The following is a 17,060-nucleotide window of genomic DNA, read 5'->3' on the forward strand; positions in this document are numbered from 1 at the left end:
CGGTCAGCCTTCGATCAGGGCGAAGGCATCGCCGATCTCGGCACCAAACTTGTCGAGGAACATCAGCTGGCGCACCAGCTTGCCGGCAGCGGCGTAGTCACCGGCATCGAGCAAGGCTTCGATGCGGGCGATCTCGGCCTTCTTCTCTGCCAGCAGTGCGGTATTGAGTTCTTCGAGGGCATCGATGTCCTTGCCGGCCTTGGCGTCATCGAGCGTCTCGCGCCATTCCATCTGCTGCATCAGGAAGGCCGGCGCCATGGCAGTATTGGATTCGGTCTGCAGGTCCACGCCATGCAGCTCGCACAGATAGCGGGCACGCTTCAAGGGATTCTTCAGCGTCTGGTAGGCCTCGTTGGCGCGGGTGGCCCACTGCATGGCCACGCGCTTTTCGGCATCGCTGGCGTGAGCGAACTTGTCCGGATGCGCCTGGCTCTGCACGCGATGGAAAGCCTGCTCCAACGCCTTCAGGTCGATGGCGAAACGTTGCGGCAGCTGGAACAGGTCAAAGTGGTTTTGCATGTCTGAAAAATAAAAAGCCTGTCGAACTGCAACAGGCTTGGCACATCAGGGACGGCATACGGTGACAGGGTCAAGCCCGGGCGGGAGCAATCACACGGCTGTCACGGTATCGGCTAAGCACTGACCACGCACCGCAAAGCCGGTGCGACGGCATCGACAAGGATCCGACTCTGCAGATCAGATGCGGAAGCTTTCGCCGCAGCCGCACTCGTCCTTGACGTTGGGGTTCTGGAACTTGAAGCCTTCGTTCAATCCTTCGCGGGCGAAGTCCAGCTCGGTGCCGTCGATGTAGGGCAGGCTCTTGGGATCAACAAAGACGCGCACGCCATGCGACTCGAAGACGGTGTCTTCGGAGGATTGTTCATCCACATACTCCAGCTTGTAAGCCAGGCCGGAGCAGCCGGTGGTGCGCACACCCAGGCGCAGGCCGATGCCCTTGCCCCGGCGCTCCATGTAGCGGCTGATGTGTTTTGCTGCCTTCTCTGTCAACGTGATTGCCATGATGCTTGCCTTACGAAATCGAAAACCGCGAGTACCGCTGTCGGAAAAAGGCCGCTCAGGCAGCCTTCTGTTCCGCGCCGTGCTTGGCCTTGTAGTCCTGCACGGCAGCCTTGATGGCGTCTTCGGCCAGGATGGAGCAGTGGATCTTGACCGGCGGCAGCGCCAGTTCTTCAGCGATCTGGGTGTTCTTGATGGACAGCGCTTCGTCCAGGGTCTTGCCCTTGACCCATTCGGTCACCAGCGAGGACGATGCGATGGCCGAACCGCAGCCATAGGTCTTGAACTTGGCATCCTGGATGACGCCATCGGCGCCGACCTTGATCTGCAGCTTCATCACGTCGCCGCAGGCCGGTGCACCCACCATGCCGGTGCCCACGGTCTCGTCGCCCTTTTCGAAGGCGCCGACGTTGCGGGGGTTTTCATAGTGGTCGAGTACTTTTTCGGAATAAGACATGTTCTTTGCTCCCTAGATGATGGTTTCGGCCATCGCCCCTGCCCTGCTGCGGCTGCTGGCGATGGCTGGCAGAATCCTGGTTTAGTGGGCCGCCCACTGGATGGTGGACAGGTCCACGCCGTCCTTGTACATGTCCCACAGCGGGGACAGCTCGCGCAGCTTGCCGACCTTGCTCTTGATCAGCTCGATGGTGAAATCGATGTCTTCCTCGGTGGTGAAACGGCCGATGGTGAAGCGAATCGAGCTGTGCGCCAGTTCATCGCTGCGACCCAGGGCGCGCAGCACGTAGGACGGCTCCAGACTGGCCGAGGTGCAGGCCGAACCGGAGGAGACGGCGATGTCCTTGATGGCCATGATCAGCGATTCACCTTCCACGTAGTTGAAGCTCACGTTCAGGTTGTGCGGCACGCGATGATCCATGTCGCCGTTGATGTAGGTCTCTTCGATCTCTTGCAGGCCCTTGGCCAGGCGGTCGCGCAAAGCACGGATGTGCGCCAGTTCAGTGTCCATCTCTTCACGTGCCAGGCGGAAAGCTTCACCCATGCCGACGATCTGGTGCGTGGACAGGGTGCCCGAACGCAGGCCGCGCTCGTGACCGCCGCCGTGCATCTGCGCTTCGATGCGCACGCGCGGCTTGCGGCGCACATACAAGGCACCGATGCCCTTCGGACCGTAGCTCTTGTGAGCCGAGAAGCTCATCAGGTCGACCTTCCAGTTCTCCAGATCGATCTTGACCTTGCCGGTGGCTTGCGCCGCATCGCTGTGGAAGATGATGCCCTTGGAACGGCAGAACTCGCCGATTTCCGGCACCGGCTGGATCACGCCGATTTCATTGTTCACCAGCATGACCGAGACCAGGATGGTATCCGGACGCACGGCGGCAGCGATCTGCTCGACGGTGACCAGGCCATTGTCCTGCGGCTGCAGGTAAGTAGCCTCGAAGCCCACGCGCTCCAGCTCGCGGAAGGTGTCCAGCACCGCCTTGTGCTCGGTCTTGACGGTGATGATGTGCTTGCCCTTGGACTTGTAGAACTGCGCCGCACCCTTGATGGCCAGGTTGTTGCTCTCGGTGGCGCCAGAAGTCCAGATGATCTCGCGCGAATCCGCGTTGACCAGTTTGGCGACTTCTTCACGCGCTTCTTCCACGGCCTTTTCAGCGGTCCAGCCATACATGTGGCTGCGCGAAGCGGGATTGCCGAACTGCTCGCGCAGGTAGGGAATCATCTTGTCGGCCACACGCGGATCGACCGGAGTGGTCGCCGAGTAGTCCATGTAGATCGGGAAGTGCGGAGCCTTGATGGTCTCCAGCAGGCTTTTTTCCAGGGGTGCGTTCATAAGGTCCTTGCTCCAAATCAGGCTGCGGCTTGCGGGCGGTGCATCACCACCACGCTCTGCGAGTCGGCGGCACGGTGTTCCGCCGGCTTGGGTTCTTTTTGCTGGTCGACCAGATCCTGGAGCGATACCGAATCCAGGTATTCGACCATCTTTTCGTTCAGGGTGGACCAGAGTTCATGTGTCATGCAGCGTGCGCCGCCGGGATGCGCGGCGCTGTGGCAGTTTTCCTTGCCACCGCACTGGGTTGCATCCAGGGGTTCGTCCACGGCGATGATGATGTCGGCAACCGACACGTCGGCCGCCTTGCGGGCGAGATTGTAACCACCGCCGGGACCCCTCACGGACTCGACGATCTGGTGACGCCGCAATTTGCCGAACAACTGCTCCAGATATGATAAAGAAATTTCCTGGCGCTCGCTGATGGCCGACAGCGTGACAGGACCCTTGCCCTGGCGCAGGGCCAGGTCAATCATCGCAGTCACGGCAAAACGGCCTTTGGTGGTAAGACGCATGAAGTTCGCTCCAGAAACAAATGCACCGGCGGGGCCGGTTACCCTGAATTCCCGAATATTTGAGTCAAGTATAGCAAACCCGAGTAATTCTGTCAGGTACCCTCCCTTTTCCTTCATATCGCCGAAAAGCTGGCCTGGCGCAAAGCGCATGAAAATTCCGCCGAAACTTGTCTGACCTCTTGCGTAAAGTGCGTTACCCTGAGGGCTACGGCTGGTCCTGGCGTCGTCGCTGCTTATCGATCTGGTAAGATGGCGCGACAATGTTCACCTCGCCTGATGCGGACCGACCACAAGCATTGACAAGCCGGTCCGCCAGCGCTCCCGAGAAATAAACCGATATGGATGTTAGCGACACCCCCAATCCGCTGCTGCGCCCTCGCCGCAAACCCCAGAGCCTGTCACAGGAAGTCGTGGCGGCGCTGTCGGCGATGATCAGCAGCGGCAGTCTCAAGCCCGGCGACAAGCTGCCCACCGAATCGGAGATCATGCAGACCCAGGGGGTCTCGCGTACCGTCGTGCGCGAAGCCATCTCGCGGCTACAAGCCGCCGGGCAGGTGGAGACGCGCCACGGCATCGGCACCTTCGTACTGGAGGCCAAGAAGGGCTCCAACATCAACATCGACCCGGCCACCATCACCACCATGCGTGACCTGCTGGCGCTGCTGGAGCTGCGCATCAGCCTGGAAACCGAAACTGCGGGCCTGGCCGCCTCCCGCCGCAGCGATGCCCAGTTGCAGGAGATCCGCGAGGCGCTGGACCTGTTCCACGCCAACCAGAAAAGCGGTGGCGATACCGTGGGACCGGACTTTCGCTTCCACTTCGCCATCGCCAATGCCACCGGCAATCGTTACTTCATCGAGATCATCAGCCATCTGGGCATGGGGGTGATCCCGCGCAAGCGCATCAATACCGCCGAGCTGGCCCATGACCAGCAGGCCAGCTACCTTGAGCGGGTCCAGCGCGAGCATGAAGACATCTTCGAGGCCATCGCCCGAAGCGACGCCGAAGCGGCGCGCGCGGCCATGCGCAATCACCTCACCAACAGCCGCGAGCGCCTGCGCCGCGCGCAGCAGGAAGCCGAATCGGGCAGCACCGGCAGCGCCTGACCCACCGGGCAGGGGCCGATCCGGGCATCTCCGGTCGGCCCGCTCCTTACCGCAGTCCCTTCCATCCTCCAGCCATCGTCCGGCAATACCGCCGACAGCGCCCGGCCTCGTCCCCTTCCGCGTCGGCAGCACCTGCCCTCTCTCTTCCTGCACCAGCGCAAAAGCTCAGAAGAAATTGCTGGCTTTCTGAAATCTTATGTTGTACGATGACTGATATCCTAATCGGATACAAGAAGATCAGAGACAACAATCAACACACTTGCCTCGTTTTCCAACCCATTCCTAACGGCGTCGAGCGAAACCATGTCCCAGTACACACCCCAAGACCTCAAACAGATCCTCTCTTCCGGCCTGCTGTCGTTCCCGCTGACGGACTTCGACGAGCAAGGCGATTTCCGCCCCAAGACCTACATCGAGCGCCTGGAGTGGCTGGCGCCGTATGGCGCGAGCGCCCTGTTCGCCGCTGGCGGCACGGGTGAGTTCTTCTCGCTGGTTCCGGGTGAATATTCGGACATCATCCGCACCGCCGTCGACACCTGCCGTGGCAAGGTGCCCATCATCGCCGGTGCCGGCGGTTCCACCCGCGCCGCCATCGCCTATGCCCAGGAAGCCGAGCGTCTGGGTGCGCACGGTATCCTCTTGATGCCGCACTACCTGACCGAAGCCAGCCAGGACGGTATCGCTGCCCACGTGGAAGCGGTCTGCAAGTCGGTCAACTTCGGCGTCATCATCTACAACCGCGCAGTCTGCAAGCTCAACGCCGAGACCCTGCAACGCCTGGCCGACCGCTGCCCCAACCTGATCGGCTTCAAGGATGGCGTCGGCGAGATCGAACCGATGGTGCATATCCGTCGCAAGCTGGGTGACCGTTTCACCTACCTGGGCGGCCTGCCGACCGCTGAAGTCTATGCCGCCGCCTACAAGGCACTGGGCGTGCCGGTGTATTCCTCGGCCGTGTTCAACTTCATCCCCAAGACCGCCGTCGAGTTCTACGAAGCCATTGCCAAGGAAGACCACGACACCGTCGGCAAGCTCATCGATGACTTCTTCCTGCCCTACCTGGCCATCCGCAACCGCAAGGCGGGTTATGCGGTGTCCATCGTCAAGGCCGGTGCCAAGATCGTCGGCCACGACGCCGGTCCGGTCCGCACGCCCCTGACCGATTGCACCCCGGAAGAGCACGAAGAACTGGCCGCCCTGATCAAGAAGCTGGGTCCGCAATAAGACTCACCTGATCCGACCGGCAGCAACAGGGAGGGGGCCGCAGGAAACTGCGGCCCCCTCCCCTTTTTACGTGAGATGAAGGAAAGTGCAGGCCCCTGCCGAAAAAAAACCTCCGTAGCCGAAGCGACGGAGGTTTTCGTGAAGGGAAATGCCAAAACTCAGAACTCTTCCCAATCCTGTGCATCGTCCTTGATGCGGCTGCCTGGCGCCGGTGGCGTGGCCTTGGCCGGTTTGGCGGGCGGCAACTTGGGCGCCGCCTTCGGTGTGACTGCAGCGGACGGCGCGGCGGGCACGGCAGGCGCAACCGGTGCAACCGCAGCCGAGGGCGGCGCCATCGGCGCCGGACGCGGCTTGGCTACCGGGCTGGCAATCTGGTGCGCATCGATCTTGAAGATGCTCACCGCGCCCACCAGGTTGGTGGCCTGGGCCTGCAGCGATTGCGCCGCAGCCGCTGCCTGTTCCACCAGAGCGGCGTTCTGCTGGGTCACTTCATCCATCTGGGTGATGGCGCGATTGACCTGTTCGATGCCGGTGCTCTGCTCGCGGCTGGCCTCGGCGATCTCACCGACGATGTCGGTCACGCGCTGCACGCTGGTGACCACTTCGCTCATGGTGGCGCCGGCCTGCTCCACCAACTGGCTGCCGGCTTCAACCTTCTCCACCGAATCATCGATGAGCGACTTGATCTCCTTGGCCGCCGCCGCCGAACGCTGCGCCAGCGAACGCACTTCCGAGGCCACCACGGCAAAGCCGCGGCCCTGCTCACCGGCCCGGGCGGCTTCCACCGCTGCATTCAGGGCCAGGATATTGGTCTGGAAGGCGATGCCATCGATGACGCTGATGATGTCGACGATCTTGCGCGAGGAATCATTGATGGCCTGCATGGTGTCGACCACCTGCGAAACCACTTCCCCACCCTTGCTGGCGGTGGAGGAGGCCGAATGCGCCAGCTGGTTGGCCTGCAGGGCATTGTCGGCGTTCTGCTTGACGGTGCCGGTCAGCTGTTCCATGGAGGCGGCGGTCTCTTCCAGGGAGCTGGCCTGCTGCTCGGTGCGCGAAGACAGGTCCATGTTGCCGGCGGCAATTTCCTTGGCACTGGTATCGATGCTGTCGGAACTGCTGCGCACGCGGCCCACGGTGGTCAACAGCGCCTGCTGCATGCTGCGGATGGCCGAGAACAGGCGGCCAATCTCGTTGTTGTTCTTGACATCCACCTTGGTCGTCAGGTCGCCATTGGCCACCAGGTCCAGCAGGTGAACGGCACGGTTGAGCGGCGTGAGGACGATGTTGCGCAGCATGAAATGCACCCCGATCACCAGGAACAGGGCGCCGATCAGACCGGCGACCACCAGCCAGACCACCATGTTGTATTCGTGCTGGCGCTCGCTGGCGGCGGTGTTGTTGAGATCCATGGCCCGCTTCTGGAACTGGTCCAGCGCCTTGGAGAAGCGCGCTCCGGCCGGATTGATCTGCTTGTCGTTGAGCTCCGAATACGCGGCGGTATCGCCCGCCTTCAACTCACCGGCGGCCTTGAGCAGCAGGTCGGAGAGTGCGCGCGCCGATTCGATGAGTTCCTTCTTCACCGCCGGCTCCTCGCCGGCCAGCTCGGACATCTTGCTGAACTCCTCCACGTACTTGAGGCCACGGTCATAGCTGGTCTGGGCGCTCTTGAGGGCGCCCTCGGTGACGGCCGGATCGTTCTTTTCCTTCAGATTGGCATAGGCGCGCGTGAGCGCAGAGCGTGTGCGCGTGGTGTCCTTGTAGGCGTCATTGATGACGATGACATGCTCGGCGATCTCATGCACATATTCCGTGGCCTGGTTGGCCCGACCCAGCGCAAAGATCCCCACGCCGGCCCCCACTACGATCATGCATGAAAACAGCGCAAGCGCGCTCATCAGGCTGAAGCGAACCGTCAGATTCCGCATTCCCTCTCTCCGCTTAATATTTGTACAACAACAAATGAAATGAACAACCTGGCGCAGACGATACAACAGCGAGGCACGCTTCATATCGGCGGCAAACTGACCAAAACGGCCCCAATTCCCGGTTAGGGCACTCGGCAAACAGGTGCTTGCGTATTGTGCAACGGCAACACCGGGCACTGGCTGTCCTGGATCAAGCCGGCTTCATATGTGACGGCAATCATGTGAAAAAGCTTGTCGGATTTACCTCCGACAAGCTCAAAAAACAACATATTGACGGTTTGAATGCTGAAGAAATCAGCAACCAGGAATCAGGGGGCTGCCGGCAGGTCGATGATCTCGACCCAGTTCGGGTTGCGCCCGAGGGTATAGCGGAAGAGCGGGGTCAGGGCGCCGCTGTCATGGTTGATGGCGTAGCTGGTCAGTCCGGCCTTCTGGCCGACCGCCAGCAGATAGCGCCCCTGCGGATCGATGTTGAAGCCACGCGGCTGGGTTTCGGTGGGGATGTTGAGGATGCGCGTGAGCTTGCCGCTGGCCAGGTCCACGCGATAGCCGGTGAGCGTATTGGAGGTACGCTCGCTGGCATAGAGGAAGCGGCCATCGGGGGTCAGGTGCAGGTCGGCCGCCGCCAGCTGCTCGCTGGTCTTGAAGCCTTCCGGCAAGGCCGAATCACTGCCCTGCAGGGTCAGGGTCCCGGCGCGACGGTCATAGGCGTAGGTGTTGACGGTGGCATCGAGCTCATTGGTCGAATAGACGAAACGCTGGTCCGGCGAAAACACGAAGTGGCGCGGCCCCGCACCGGCCTTGGTGGCCACGGAGGGCGGCGTATTGGGCGTGAGCGCACCGGTGGCCGCATCGAAGCGGTACTGCAGGATCACGTCACTGCCGAGGTTGCTGGCGAAGACGAAGGCATTGGCCGGATCGACCTGCACCGAGTGGGCGTTCTTCCCGGTCGGGATCACTGCCAGCGGCGGTGCCTGCACGGTGCCGTCGCTGGCGATCGCATTGACCGAGATCTTGTTGCCCGAGTAGGACGCCGCCAGCAGATAGCGGCCGCTGCGGTCGGTGGCGATGTTGGCCATGTTGTCGGCCAGCGGCGCCTTGGAAAGGACCTTGAGCTTGCCGCTGCGGGGATCGATGGCATAGCTGACGACCGAATAAGGCTGGCCTCGCAGGGAGGCATACAGGAAGCGGTGGTCCGGGCTGATGGCCAGCGGCATCACGGTGCTGCCGGTCTCGACCTGCTCGATCAGATTGACGCTGCCGTCGCCATTGAGCCTGAGCACATAGATGTCCTGGCTGTCGGCGTTGGAGACATAGGCCACGGTGGCCGCATGGGCGTAGCCGGTGGCCAGACTGAGGGCGGAAGTGGCGATGAAGGTGGCAAGACGGGAAGAGGATGTGGAAATAAGGCTGCTCATGCGGTCTCCTGGCGGATCAACGTTGTTGTTGGTATGTGAACGGAAAAAAAAGGACCCGCAAGCAGGTCCCAAGGGAGGATGGCATCAGGTCACCGGCGCCGGGTTGAACAGGGTCAGTGCGTTGTGCAGCTTCCATTGTTCGGCCCAGGTGCGCTTCTTGCCGCTGGCCACGTCCAGCATCAGCTGGAACAGTTCCCAGCCGACCTGTTCGATGGTGGCTTCGCCGCTGGCGATGCGTCCGGCATTGACATCCATCAGGTCATGCCAGCGTCGCGCCAGATCGTTGCGGGTGGCGACCTTGATGACCGGCACGGCCGCCAGGCCATAGGGCGTACCACGGCCTGTGGTGAAGATATGAAGGTTCATGCCGGCGGCCAGCTGCAAGGTGCCGCAGATGAAGTCGGAGGCCGGGGTGGCGGCGTAGATCAGGCCCTTCTGCTGAAGTTTGTCGCCCGGCGCGAGCACGCCCGAAATCGGGCTGGAGCCGGACTTGACGATGGAGCCCATGGCCTTCTCGACGATGTTGGCCAAGCCGCCCTTCTTGTTGCCGGGGGTGGTGTTGGCGCTGCGGTCCACGCCGCCTTGCTTCAAGTAATTGTCGTACCAGTCCATCTCGCGGATCATGGCCTGGGCCACTTCCTCATTGACGGCGCGCGAGGTCAACTGGTCGATGCCGTCACGCACTTCGGTCACTTCCGAGAACATCACCGACGCCCCGGCGCGCACCAGCAGGTCGGTGGCAAAGCCCACCGCCGGATTGGCCGTCACACCGGAGAAGGCATCGCTGCCGCCACACTGCACACCGACCACCAGGTCCGAGGCCGGGCAGGTTTCGCGACGGCGCTTGTTCAGTTCGGTCAGGCGTGCCTCGGCCATGGTCATGATGGAATCGATCATGGAGTTGAAACCGACGTGTTCCGCATCCTGCAGGCAGACCACATAGGGTTCACCGGCCTTGTGGATGGGGATCATGTTTTCCGGCAGCAGGCGGTTGGGCTGGAGCTTTTCGCAGCCCAGGCTGACCACCATGGCCTGGCCGCCGAAGTTGGGGTTCAGGCTGATGTTGCGCAGGGTGCGGATGGGAATGCCGGCATTGGGGGCATCGATGGCCACGCCGCAGCCGTAGGTATGCTCCAGCGCGACCACATCTTCCACGTTCGGATACTTGGGCAGCAGCTCGGCGCGGATGCGCTTGACCGCATGTTCCACCACGCCGGCCACGCATTGCACGGTGGTGGTAATGGCCAGCAGGTTGCGCGTGCCCACCGAGCCATCGGCATTGCGGTAGCCCTCGAAGGTATAGCCTTCCAGCGGCGGCTGCGGTGCCGGTTTCCTGGTGGCGATGGGCAGGTTGTCGAGTTCGCGCGCCGGCGGCATCTGCACCAGCGATTCCTCGATCCAGCTGCCCTTGGGAATATCACGCACGGCATAGCCGATGGCCACGTCGTAGCGCACGATGGCTTCGCCCTGCTTGAGATCGCGCAGGGCGATCTTGTGCCCCTGGGGCACACGGTCGACCAGGGTCAGACCGTCGGGGAACACGGTGCCGGCGGGCAGGCCGCCGTCATTGACGACGATGGCGACATTGTCAGTGTCGTTCATCATGATGTAACGCGGAGTGAATGCCTGGCTGGCGACGGTATCGGTGCTCATGCTAAGTCCCAAAACGACAGAATGCTGCAATTGAATGGAAAAGGCGGCCACTGCCGGAGCGGCCGCCGACAAGGCGGATCAGGCGTCCTTGAGTTCGACGCGCTTGATTTCCTTGACGATCACAAGATAGCTGATCACGGTCACCAGCGCATTGATGCCCACGAACACCAGGGCACCGGCGAAGGAACCGGTTTGCTTGACGATGTAACCGATCACGATGGGGGTGGTGATGCCGGCCACGTTGCCGAACATGTTGAACAGGCCACCGGACAGGCCCACGATCTGCTTGGGTGCGGTATCGGCCACCACGGCCCAGCCCAGCGCGCCCACGCCCTTGCCGAAGAAAGCCAGGGCCATGATGCCCACCACCATCCACTGCGCCTCGACGTAGTTGCACAGGATCATGGTCATCGACAGCAGCATGCCGCCCACGATGGGGATCTTGCGCGACCAGGTGACCGACATGCCGCTCTTGATGAGACGGTCCGAGATCAGGCCGCCGACCACGCCGCCGATGAAGCCGCACACCGCCGGGATCGAGGCCACGAAACCGGCCTTGAGAATGGACATGCCACGCTCCTGCACCAGATACACCGGGAACCAGGTCAGGAAGAAATAGGTAATCACGTTGATGCAGTACTGGCCGATGTACACGCCCAGGAGCATGCGGTTGGACAGCAACTGGCGGATATATCCCTTACCCTTGGTGGAGGGAGCGGCGACCTTCCTGTTGTCCATGTCGACCAGGCCGCCACCGGATTCGATGTGCTGCAGTTCGGCCTGGTTGATGCGCGGATGATCCTTGGGGCTGTAGATGACCCTGCCCCAGACCATCGCCAGCAGGATGCCGACCACGCCCATGACGGTGAAGACGTGATGCCAGCTGTAGCTGTGCACGATCCAGGCCATCAGCGGCGTGAAGATCACGGCTGCGAAGTATTGCGCCGAATTGAAGATGGCCGAGGCGGTGCCGCGCTCCTTGGTCGGGAACCAGGCCGCGACGATGCGACCATTGGCCGGGAAGGACGGTGCCTCGGCCAAGCCCACCATGAAGCGCAGCAGGAACAGCGCGATCACGGCCGAAGCCGTGCTCATCCAGGTCACACCGGCCTGCAGGAAGGTGAAGAAAGACCACAGGGCGATACTCCACATGTAGATCTTCTTGGAGCCGAAGCGGTCCAGCAGCCAGCCGCCCGGCAGTTGTGCCAGCACGTAGGCCCAGCTGAAGGCCGAGAAGATGTAGCCCATGGTCACCGGGTCCAGCGACAGTTCGGTCTTCATCGCCGACCCGGCGATGGACAAGGTGGCACGGTCAGCGTAGTTGACCGTGGTGACGACGAACAGCAGGAACAGGATCAGATAGCGGATGTGGGTGGGCTTGACCGCCCCAGCGCCGCTGGTGGTGTTGCTTTGCGCCAATTGAATTCTCCAGGTCTCTCGCCATCCATGCCGCCCACCGGCTGCGCACAGACGCCGCGGGAACACGGACGTACTGGCGTGGAGCCTGCTGGGCGGGTCTCTTGGCGTATTGTTGTGCTTTGAATAGGGTTGTTATAAGACGTCATACAACAGCAAGCGCAGTATAGCAGGACGCCAACCGGACGCAAGCGCTGAATGCGCCCGGTACGATGGTTCTCGTGCGGTGGGCATGGAGCTATTGCGTCGGGGCGGGGCGTTGTATGACCTGTCCCTTCGCCGCGCTGACGAAGCGGCGCGGCGCAGGTATCATGCGCGGACTCTTCATTTCGCCAAGATTTCCCATGACACCCTCTTCCACCATCTCGCGCGGCAATTCCGCCTGGCTCAAGCCGCTGTTGTTCGTCCTGGTGGCCGCCATCGGCCTCTATTACGTCAAGTGGTCGCCCTACTATCTGAAATCCTTCGTGGCCGCCGACAAGCACAGCATCGGCGCCTCCATCCTGGGCAATGCACCGGCCGCACCGTGGTCGGCGGCGCTGGAATATGCCGGCGTCTACTTCCTGGCCATCTGGAAAGCCGCCGTACTGGGCGTGTTGCTGGGCTCGCTGGTGCAGGTGCTGGTGCCGCGCGACTGGCTGCTGCGCGTGTTCGGCCGCGCCGGCCTGGGCTCGACGCTGCGCGGCGGGCTGTTCGCCCTGCCGGGCATGATGTGCACCTGCTGCGCCGCCCCGGTGGTGGCGGGCATGCGCCGTCAGCAGGTCTCGGTCGGCGCCGCGCTGGCGTTCTGGATCGCCAACCCGGTGCTCAATCCGGCCACGCTGGTGTTCATGGGATTCGTACTGGGCTGGGACTTCGCTGCGCTGCGACTGGTGGCCGGTGTGCTGCTGGTGGTGGGCGTGTCGCTGATCGCGCAGCGCGTGGCGCAAGCCGAAACACTGCCGCAGGCGGCACTGGATGCGGTGGCCGCTGCCGAATACGAACCGATGGATGATGGACGTCACTTCCTGGTCCGCTGGGCCAGCAAGCTGTGGCAATTGTTCTGGACCACCATGCCGGTCTACATCGTGGTGGTGCTGGCGCTGGGCGCAGCGCGGGTGTGGCTGTTCCCGCAGGTGGATACCGGCATGGGCAACAGCCTGCTGTGGATCGTGGCGCTGGCGGTGGTGGGCACGCTGTTCGTGATTCCCACGGCGGCCGAAATCCCCATCGTGCAATCGATGTTGTCCCTGGGCATGGGCGTGGGCCCCGGCGTGGCGCTGCTGATGACCCTGCCCAGCATCAGCCTGCCTTCGCTGCTGATGCTGCGCACCTCATTCACGCCCAAGGTACTGACCACCGTCACGCTGCTGACCATCCTGATCGGCGCGGTCAGCGGGATGGTGGCCGTGGTGCTGCTGTAATGCTGTAAGCAGGCTCAGGGACGATACTGCCGCAGGAAGTCGACCACCTCGGTCTGCTTCCCTGCGAAGAGCAGGCGCGAGCCTTTGGACTCGCGCTGGAAGGCATAGATGGGATCGTAGTATTCGGCCAGCAAGGCATCGATCCAGGCACGGTGCAAGTCGACCACACCGTCTTTCTCCTGGCGCGCCAGCGCGGTTTCCATCATCTGCAGCAGGCGCCGGTAGCGCTGGTCGCCCAGGCGCTTGACCAGCTTGCCGAGCGCGGCCAGCAGATGAGCGCGATAGCGCTCGAAACCGTGGCGCGAATCCAGCGCCAGATATTCCTCGCACAAGCCACTGACGTAATCGCGCAGGATGCGCTCCACGCGCCCTTCCCGGCTGTCCTCCAGCCACACCATGGGCAGGTTCTGCATACGCTCGTGCAAGGCCAGCGGCAAGGCGCAGGCGCCGATCAGGCGACTCTCGTCTTCCAGCGCGAACCAGTGGTGACCTTGCGCCTGCAATTTGATGAGGGCAATGGCCAGGCGGTGTTCGAAGTCGATGGGCGCAGGCTGCGGGCTGGCGCGCTTGCCGAAACTGGAGCCGCGATGATTGGCGTAGGCTTCCAGGTCCAGCGCATTGTCCAGCTGCAGCAGCACGTCGGTCTTGCCGCTGCCGGTCATGCCCCCCACCACCACGAAGGCGCATTCGGCCAGAGCCTGGTCGATGGCTTGCATCAGGAAGTGCCGCAGCGCCTTGTAGCCGCCGGCCACGCGCGGATAGGCGATGCCGGCCTCACTGTTCAACCATTGCTGGGTGATCTGCGAGCGCAGCCCGCCCCGGAAGCAGTACAGGCAGCCTTGCGGATGCGCCCGTGCAAACTGCGCCCAGGCGGCGATGCGTTCCTCCTTGACTGATCCGCTGACCAGTTGATGGCCCAGTTCGATGGCCGACTGCTGGCCCGCTTCCTTGTAGCGCAGGCCGACCTGATGGCGCTCGCTATCGTTCATCAGCGGCAGGTTCACGGCAGTCGGAAAGGCGCCCTTGCCGAATTCCACCGGCGCCCTTGCATCCAGCATGGGCGTATCGGCGAGGAACAGTTCGCGGCTGGGCTGCAGATCGGCCATCAAAGCACCTCGACCGCGTAACGCTGTCGTTCCACCAGTTCGCCGATAGGCGCCAGTTCCAACCCCAGCGCAGCGGCGGTGGCGAGGAATTCCGGATTGGCTTCGGGCCGCACTGCCACCAGCAGGCCGCCGCTGGTCTGGGGATCACACAGCAGATTCTTCTGGGCTTCGCTAAGCGGACTGATCTTGCTGCCATAGCTCTCGACATTACGTCCGGTACCGCCCGGCACGCAGCCTTCGGCCAGGTAATAAGGTACTCCCGGCAGGCTGGGCACCCGCGCGTGCTGGATGCGTGCGCTCACGTCGCTGCCGTCGCACATTTCCACCAGATGGCCCAACAGGCCGAAGCCGGTCACATCCGTCATCGCAGCCACGCCCGCCAGCTTGCCGAAGCGGCTGCCGGGCTGGTTGAGCTGGCACATCCAGTCGCGTGCCATGCCGACGTCTTCAGGGCGCAGCTTGCCCTTCTTTTCGGCGGTGGTGAGGATGCCGATGCCCAGCGGCTTGGTGAGGTACAGCAGGCAACCGGCGCTGGCGGTGTCGTTGCGCTTCATGTGGCGCTTCTCCACCACACCGGTCACGGCCAGGCCGAAGATGGGTTCCGGGGCATCGATGGAATGACCACCAGCCAGCGGGATGCCGGCCGCATCGCAGGCCGCGCGGCCACCGCGCACGACTTCGCGCGCCACTTCCGGCGGCAGCACGTTGACCGGCCAGCCGAGGATGGCGATGGCCATGAGCGGATCACCGCCCATGGCGTAGATATCGCTGATGGCATTGGTGGCGGCGATGCGGCCGAAGTCGAAGGGATCATCGACGATGGGCATGAAGAAATCGGTGGTGGAGACCACGCCGCGCTCGTCATCGATGGCATAGACGGCCGCATCATCGCGGGAGGCATTGCCGACCCAGAGTTTGGGATCGAGATGCTGGGCGCCGCTGCCGGCCAGGATGACGTCGAGCACCTGCGGTGAAATCTTGCAACCGCAACCGGCGCCATGGCTGTATTGGGTCAGACGAATCGGGTCGCTCATGGGAAAGTCCTGGCTGATCGGGGGGATGCCGATTCTAGCAGCGATTGCGGCGCCGGGATGGGCCCAGGTCTCTGAATGGGCAGCCGGTCAATCACGACAGGCGTTCCAGCACCTCAGCGCAGCGAATCACTTGCAGGCCGAGATCTTCAGTCACCTCGTCACTGCCTTCGTATTCAAAGCCATTGCGAACATCATGCGCCCGTGCGAGCAAGCGCCAGACGTCGGGACCGACCTCCAGCGTGTGAGGCAGGCACTGGAACAGCACATAGCGGCTGGCGAGAACGCATACGCCGCGCTGTAGCCGAGGAGGAAACGGCCGGATAATGAAAGACCTGGTGCCGAGGCATCTTTGAGCCGATCCCGGCCACTTTGGAGATGGGTATCGATTTCGGCCGCCGAAGGAGGCTCCGGCTTCAGTTGCCCCAACCTGAGGAGATTTTCAAGCTCATTGCGCCCCATCCTGTGCTCCGATCAATTCGATTTTCGGACCAGCCATCACGGAAACCAGAAAATGATTCCGTGCCGCGATCTTTTTCCGGAATTCAGCGGGGCGATACACCGTCAGGGAAATCTTCCTGCCCAGTCTTGCCTCCAGCGCCACCAGCTCGGGGTAGAGATCGGCACTGCCAAGGTCATCCGCCAGCACCAGCAAATCAATGTCACTGGCCGCCGTATCCAACCCCTTGGCAACCGAGCCATAAAGGAAGGCGCGCTCGATGCGTTCCGAAAAAGGCAGCAGCATAGCCTTGATGGTATCGGCGACGCCAAAGGTCTTGCGAATAATGGCGCTCAGTTCCGAAAAAATTGGAGAGTCCGGATTGGGCTTGTAGAGCAAGACGCGCCCCACCTCTTCCCGCAGCAACAGGCCGGCCTCGGTCAATTTGCCAAGCTCGCGCTGAGCCGACGCAGAACTGATGCCGGTGCGGCTCATCAGTGCGCGCAGGTGCATCCCTTCCGGCCGCAGGAACAGCTGGCCGAGAATGGCTTGGATGGATTTGGAGAAAAGGGCGTCACTGAGGGTGCTCATGCGCTCAATTCTAGCTCAACTGCGCTAAATTTGAGCACAAGCAAGCAGAGGTGATGCCTGGCAGGGCCAAAAACAAAAAAGCCCCGCAAGGAACTTGCGAGGCTTTCGTATTCTGGCTCCCCGACCTGGACTCGAACCAGGGACCTGCGGATTAACAGTCCGTCGCTCTACCGACTGAGCTATCAGGGATCAATTGAGGGCGCGATTATGAACGATTTTTTTCAGATTTACCAGAGTGTAAAACGAAAATTTTTTACATCGTTCTGCATCGTGGCGGCATAGCCCTGCCGCTCTTTTGCGCGAGACCAAACAGCAGCCTCACACTAATTGAAAAGGCCCCGCAATCACTTGCGAGGCCTTCGCATTCTTTGGCTCCCCGACCTGGACTCGAACCAGGGACCTGCGGATTAACAGTCCGTCGCTC

General features: G+C 62.3%; 15 protein-coding genes and 1 tRNA gene. 3 read left to right on the forward strand and 13 right to left on the reverse strand.

Going from position 1 to position 17,060, the window contains the following annotated elements:
- Positions 1-3 precede the first annotated feature (3 nt).
- The 5 genes from hscB to iscR form a co-directional block, all read right to left on the reverse strand.
- Complete coding sequence (gene hscB, locus ACODSZ_RS19945; protein ID WP_008330357.1) at positions 4-519, reverse strand: Fe-S protein assembly co-chaperone HscB; 516 nt, start codon at positions 517-519, stop codon at positions 4-6.
- Between the two features lie 177 nt (positions 520-696).
- Positions 697-1,020: an iron-sulfur cluster assembly protein IscA gene (gene iscA, locus ACODSZ_RS19950; protein ID WP_006712826.1), complete on the reverse strand. Its 324-nt coding sequence runs from the start codon at positions 1,018-1,020 to the stop codon at positions 697-699.
- A gap of 55 nt (positions 1,021-1,075) precedes the next feature.
- Positions 1,076-1,474, reverse strand: coding sequence for a Fe-S cluster assembly scaffold IscU (gene iscU, locus ACODSZ_RS19955; protein WP_008330359.1), 399 nt, complete (start codon positions 1,472-1,474; stop codon positions 1,076-1,078).
- Between the two features lie 81 nt (positions 1,475-1,555).
- Positions 1,556-2,809, reverse strand: a complete 1,254-nt coding sequence (locus ACODSZ_RS19960; protein ID WP_488928396.1) for an IscS subfamily cysteine desulfurase — start codon at positions 2,807-2,809, stop codon at positions 1,556-1,558.
- Between the two features lie 17 nt (positions 2,810-2,826).
- Entirely contained in the window at positions 2,827-3,321 is a 495-nt protein-coding gene (iscR, locus tag ACODSZ_RS19965; RefSeq protein WP_008330361.1) for a Fe-S cluster assembly transcriptional regulator IscR, read from the reverse strand.
- A 338-nt stretch (positions 3,322-3,659) separates the two neighbouring features.
- Between iscR and ACODSZ_RS19970 the strand changes: the two genes are divergently transcribed.
- On the forward strand, positions 3,660-4,427 hold the full coding sequence (locus ACODSZ_RS19970; protein ID WP_008330362.1) for a FadR/GntR family transcriptional regulator: 768 nt from the start codon (positions 3,660-3,662) through the stop codon (positions 4,425-4,427).
- A 303-nt stretch (positions 4,428-4,730) separates the two neighbouring features.
- Positions 4,731-5,651, forward strand: coding sequence for a 5-dehydro-4-deoxyglucarate dehydratase (kdgD, locus tag ACODSZ_RS19975; protein ID WP_175343650.1), 921 nt, complete (start codon positions 4,731-4,733; stop codon positions 5,649-5,651).
- Between the two features lie 158 nt (positions 5,652-5,809).
- Here the strand turns inward: kdgD and ACODSZ_RS19980 are convergent, their stop codons facing one another.
- From ACODSZ_RS19980 to ACODSZ_RS19995, 4 genes are all read right to left on the reverse strand, one after another.
- Positions 5,810-7,579, reverse strand: a complete 1,770-nt coding sequence (locus tag ACODSZ_RS19980) for a methyl-accepting chemotaxis protein (protein ID WP_488928397.1) — start codon at positions 7,577-7,579, stop codon at positions 5,810-5,812.
- Positions 7,580-7,887: 308 nt separating this feature from the next.
- Positions 7,888-8,997 (reverse strand): lactonase family protein, encoded by a 1,110-nt coding sequence (locus ACODSZ_RS19985; protein WP_488928398.1) that lies wholly within the window; start codon positions 8,995-8,997, stop codon positions 7,888-7,890.
- An 84-nt stretch (positions 8,998-9,081) separates the two neighbouring features.
- A complete protein-coding gene (garD, locus tag ACODSZ_RS19990; RefSeq protein WP_008330366.1) occupies positions 9,082-10,650 on the reverse strand; it encodes a galactarate dehydratase in 1,569 nt (522 codons plus the stop codon).
- Between the two features lie 78 nt (positions 10,651-10,728).
- The gene (locus tag ACODSZ_RS19995; protein ID WP_299538370.1) at positions 10,729-12,069 is read right to left on the reverse strand and encodes an MFS transporter; all 1,341 of its coding nucleotides are present in this window, start codon (positions 12,067-12,069) and stop codon (positions 10,729-10,731) included.
- Between the two features lie 341 nt (positions 12,070-12,410).
- Between ACODSZ_RS19995 and ACODSZ_RS20000 the strand changes: the two genes are divergently transcribed.
- Positions 12,411-13,469, forward strand: a complete 1,059-nt coding sequence (locus ACODSZ_RS20000) for a permease (protein ID WP_488928399.1) — start codon at positions 12,411-12,413, stop codon at positions 13,467-13,469.
- A gap of 14 nt (positions 13,470-13,483) precedes the next feature.
- On the opposite strand, the gene mnmH is transcribed toward ACODSZ_RS20000, so the two are convergent.
- The 4 genes from mnmH to ACODSZ_RS20020 form a co-directional block, all read right to left on the reverse strand.
- A complete protein-coding gene (mnmH, locus tag ACODSZ_RS20005) occupies positions 13,484-14,575 on the reverse strand; it encodes a tRNA 2-selenouridine(34) synthase MnmH (protein ID WP_488928400.1) in 1,092 nt (363 codons plus the stop codon).
- Positions 14,575-15,609, reverse strand: coding sequence for a selenide, water dikinase SelD (selD, locus tag ACODSZ_RS20010; protein ID WP_488928401.1), 1,035 nt, complete (start codon positions 15,607-15,609; stop codon positions 14,575-14,577). Before selD ends, mnmH begins: the two co-directional genes overlap by 1 nt.
- A 445-nt stretch (positions 15,610-16,054) precedes the next feature.
- Entirely contained in the window at positions 16,055-16,636 is a 582-nt protein-coding gene (locus ACODSZ_RS20015; RefSeq protein ID WP_008330388.1) for a nucleotidyltransferase domain-containing protein, read from the reverse strand.
- Between the two features lie 113 nt (positions 16,637-16,749).
- Positions 16,750-16,825 (reverse strand) — tRNA-Asn (locus ACODSZ_RS20020).
- Between the last annotated feature and the right edge of the window lie 235 nt (positions 16,826-17,060).

It is taken from the genome of Herbaspirillum sp. FG34 (assembly GCF_057809315.1).

Excerpts from the sequence above, each read along its gene's own strand:
- hscB (WP_008330357.1), bottom strand. The coding sequence starts at position 519 with ATGCAAAACCACTTTGACCTGTTCCAGCTGCCGCAACGTTTCGCCATC.
- iscA (WP_006712826.1), bottom strand. The coding sequence starts at position 1,020 with ATGGCAATCACGTTGACAGAGAAGGCAGCAAAACACATCAGCCGCTAC.
- iscU (WP_008330359.1), bottom strand. The coding sequence starts at position 1,474 with ATGTCTTATTCCGAAAAAGTACTCGACCACTATGAAAACCCCCGCAAC.
- ACODSZ_RS19960 (WP_488928396.1), bottom strand. The coding sequence starts at position 2,809 with ATGAACGCACCCCTGGAAAAAAGCCTGCTGGAGACCATCAAGGCTCCG.
- iscR (WP_008330361.1), bottom strand. The coding sequence starts at position 3,321 with ATGCGTCTTACCACCAAAGGCCGTTTTGCCGTGACTGCGATGATTGAC.
- ACODSZ_RS19970 (WP_008330362.1), top strand. The coding sequence starts at position 3,660 with ATGGATGTTAGCGACACCCCCAATCCGCTGCTGCGCCCTCGCCGCAAA.
- kdgD (WP_175343650.1), top strand. The coding sequence starts at position 4,731 with ATGTCCCAGTACACACCCCAAGACCTCAAACAGATCCTCTCTTCCGGC.
- ACODSZ_RS19980 (WP_488928397.1), bottom strand. The coding sequence starts at position 7,579 with ATGCGGAATCTGACGGTTCGCTTCAGCCTGATGAGCGCGCTTGCGCTG.
- ACODSZ_RS19985 (WP_488928398.1), bottom strand. The coding sequence starts at position 8,997 with ATGAGCAGCCTTATTTCCACATCCTCTTCCCGTCTTGCCACCTTCATC.
- garD (WP_008330366.1), bottom strand. The coding sequence starts at position 10,650 with ATGAGCACCGATACCGTCGCCAGCCAGGCATTCACTCCGCGTTACATC.
- ACODSZ_RS20000 (WP_488928399.1), top strand. The coding sequence starts at position 12,411 with ATGACACCCTCTTCCACCATCTCGCGCGGCAATTCCGCCTGGCTCAAG.
- mnmH (WP_488928400.1), bottom strand. The coding sequence starts at position 14,575 with ATGGCCGATCTGCAGCCCAGCCGCGAACTGTTCCTCGCCGATACGCCC.
- selD (WP_488928401.1), bottom strand. The coding sequence starts at position 15,609 with ATGAGCGACCCGATTCGTCTGACCCAATACAGCCATGGCGCCGGTTGC.
- ACODSZ_RS20015 (WP_008330388.1), bottom strand. The coding sequence starts at position 16,636 with ATGAGCACCCTCAGTGACGCCCTTTTCTCCAAATCCATCCAAGCCATT.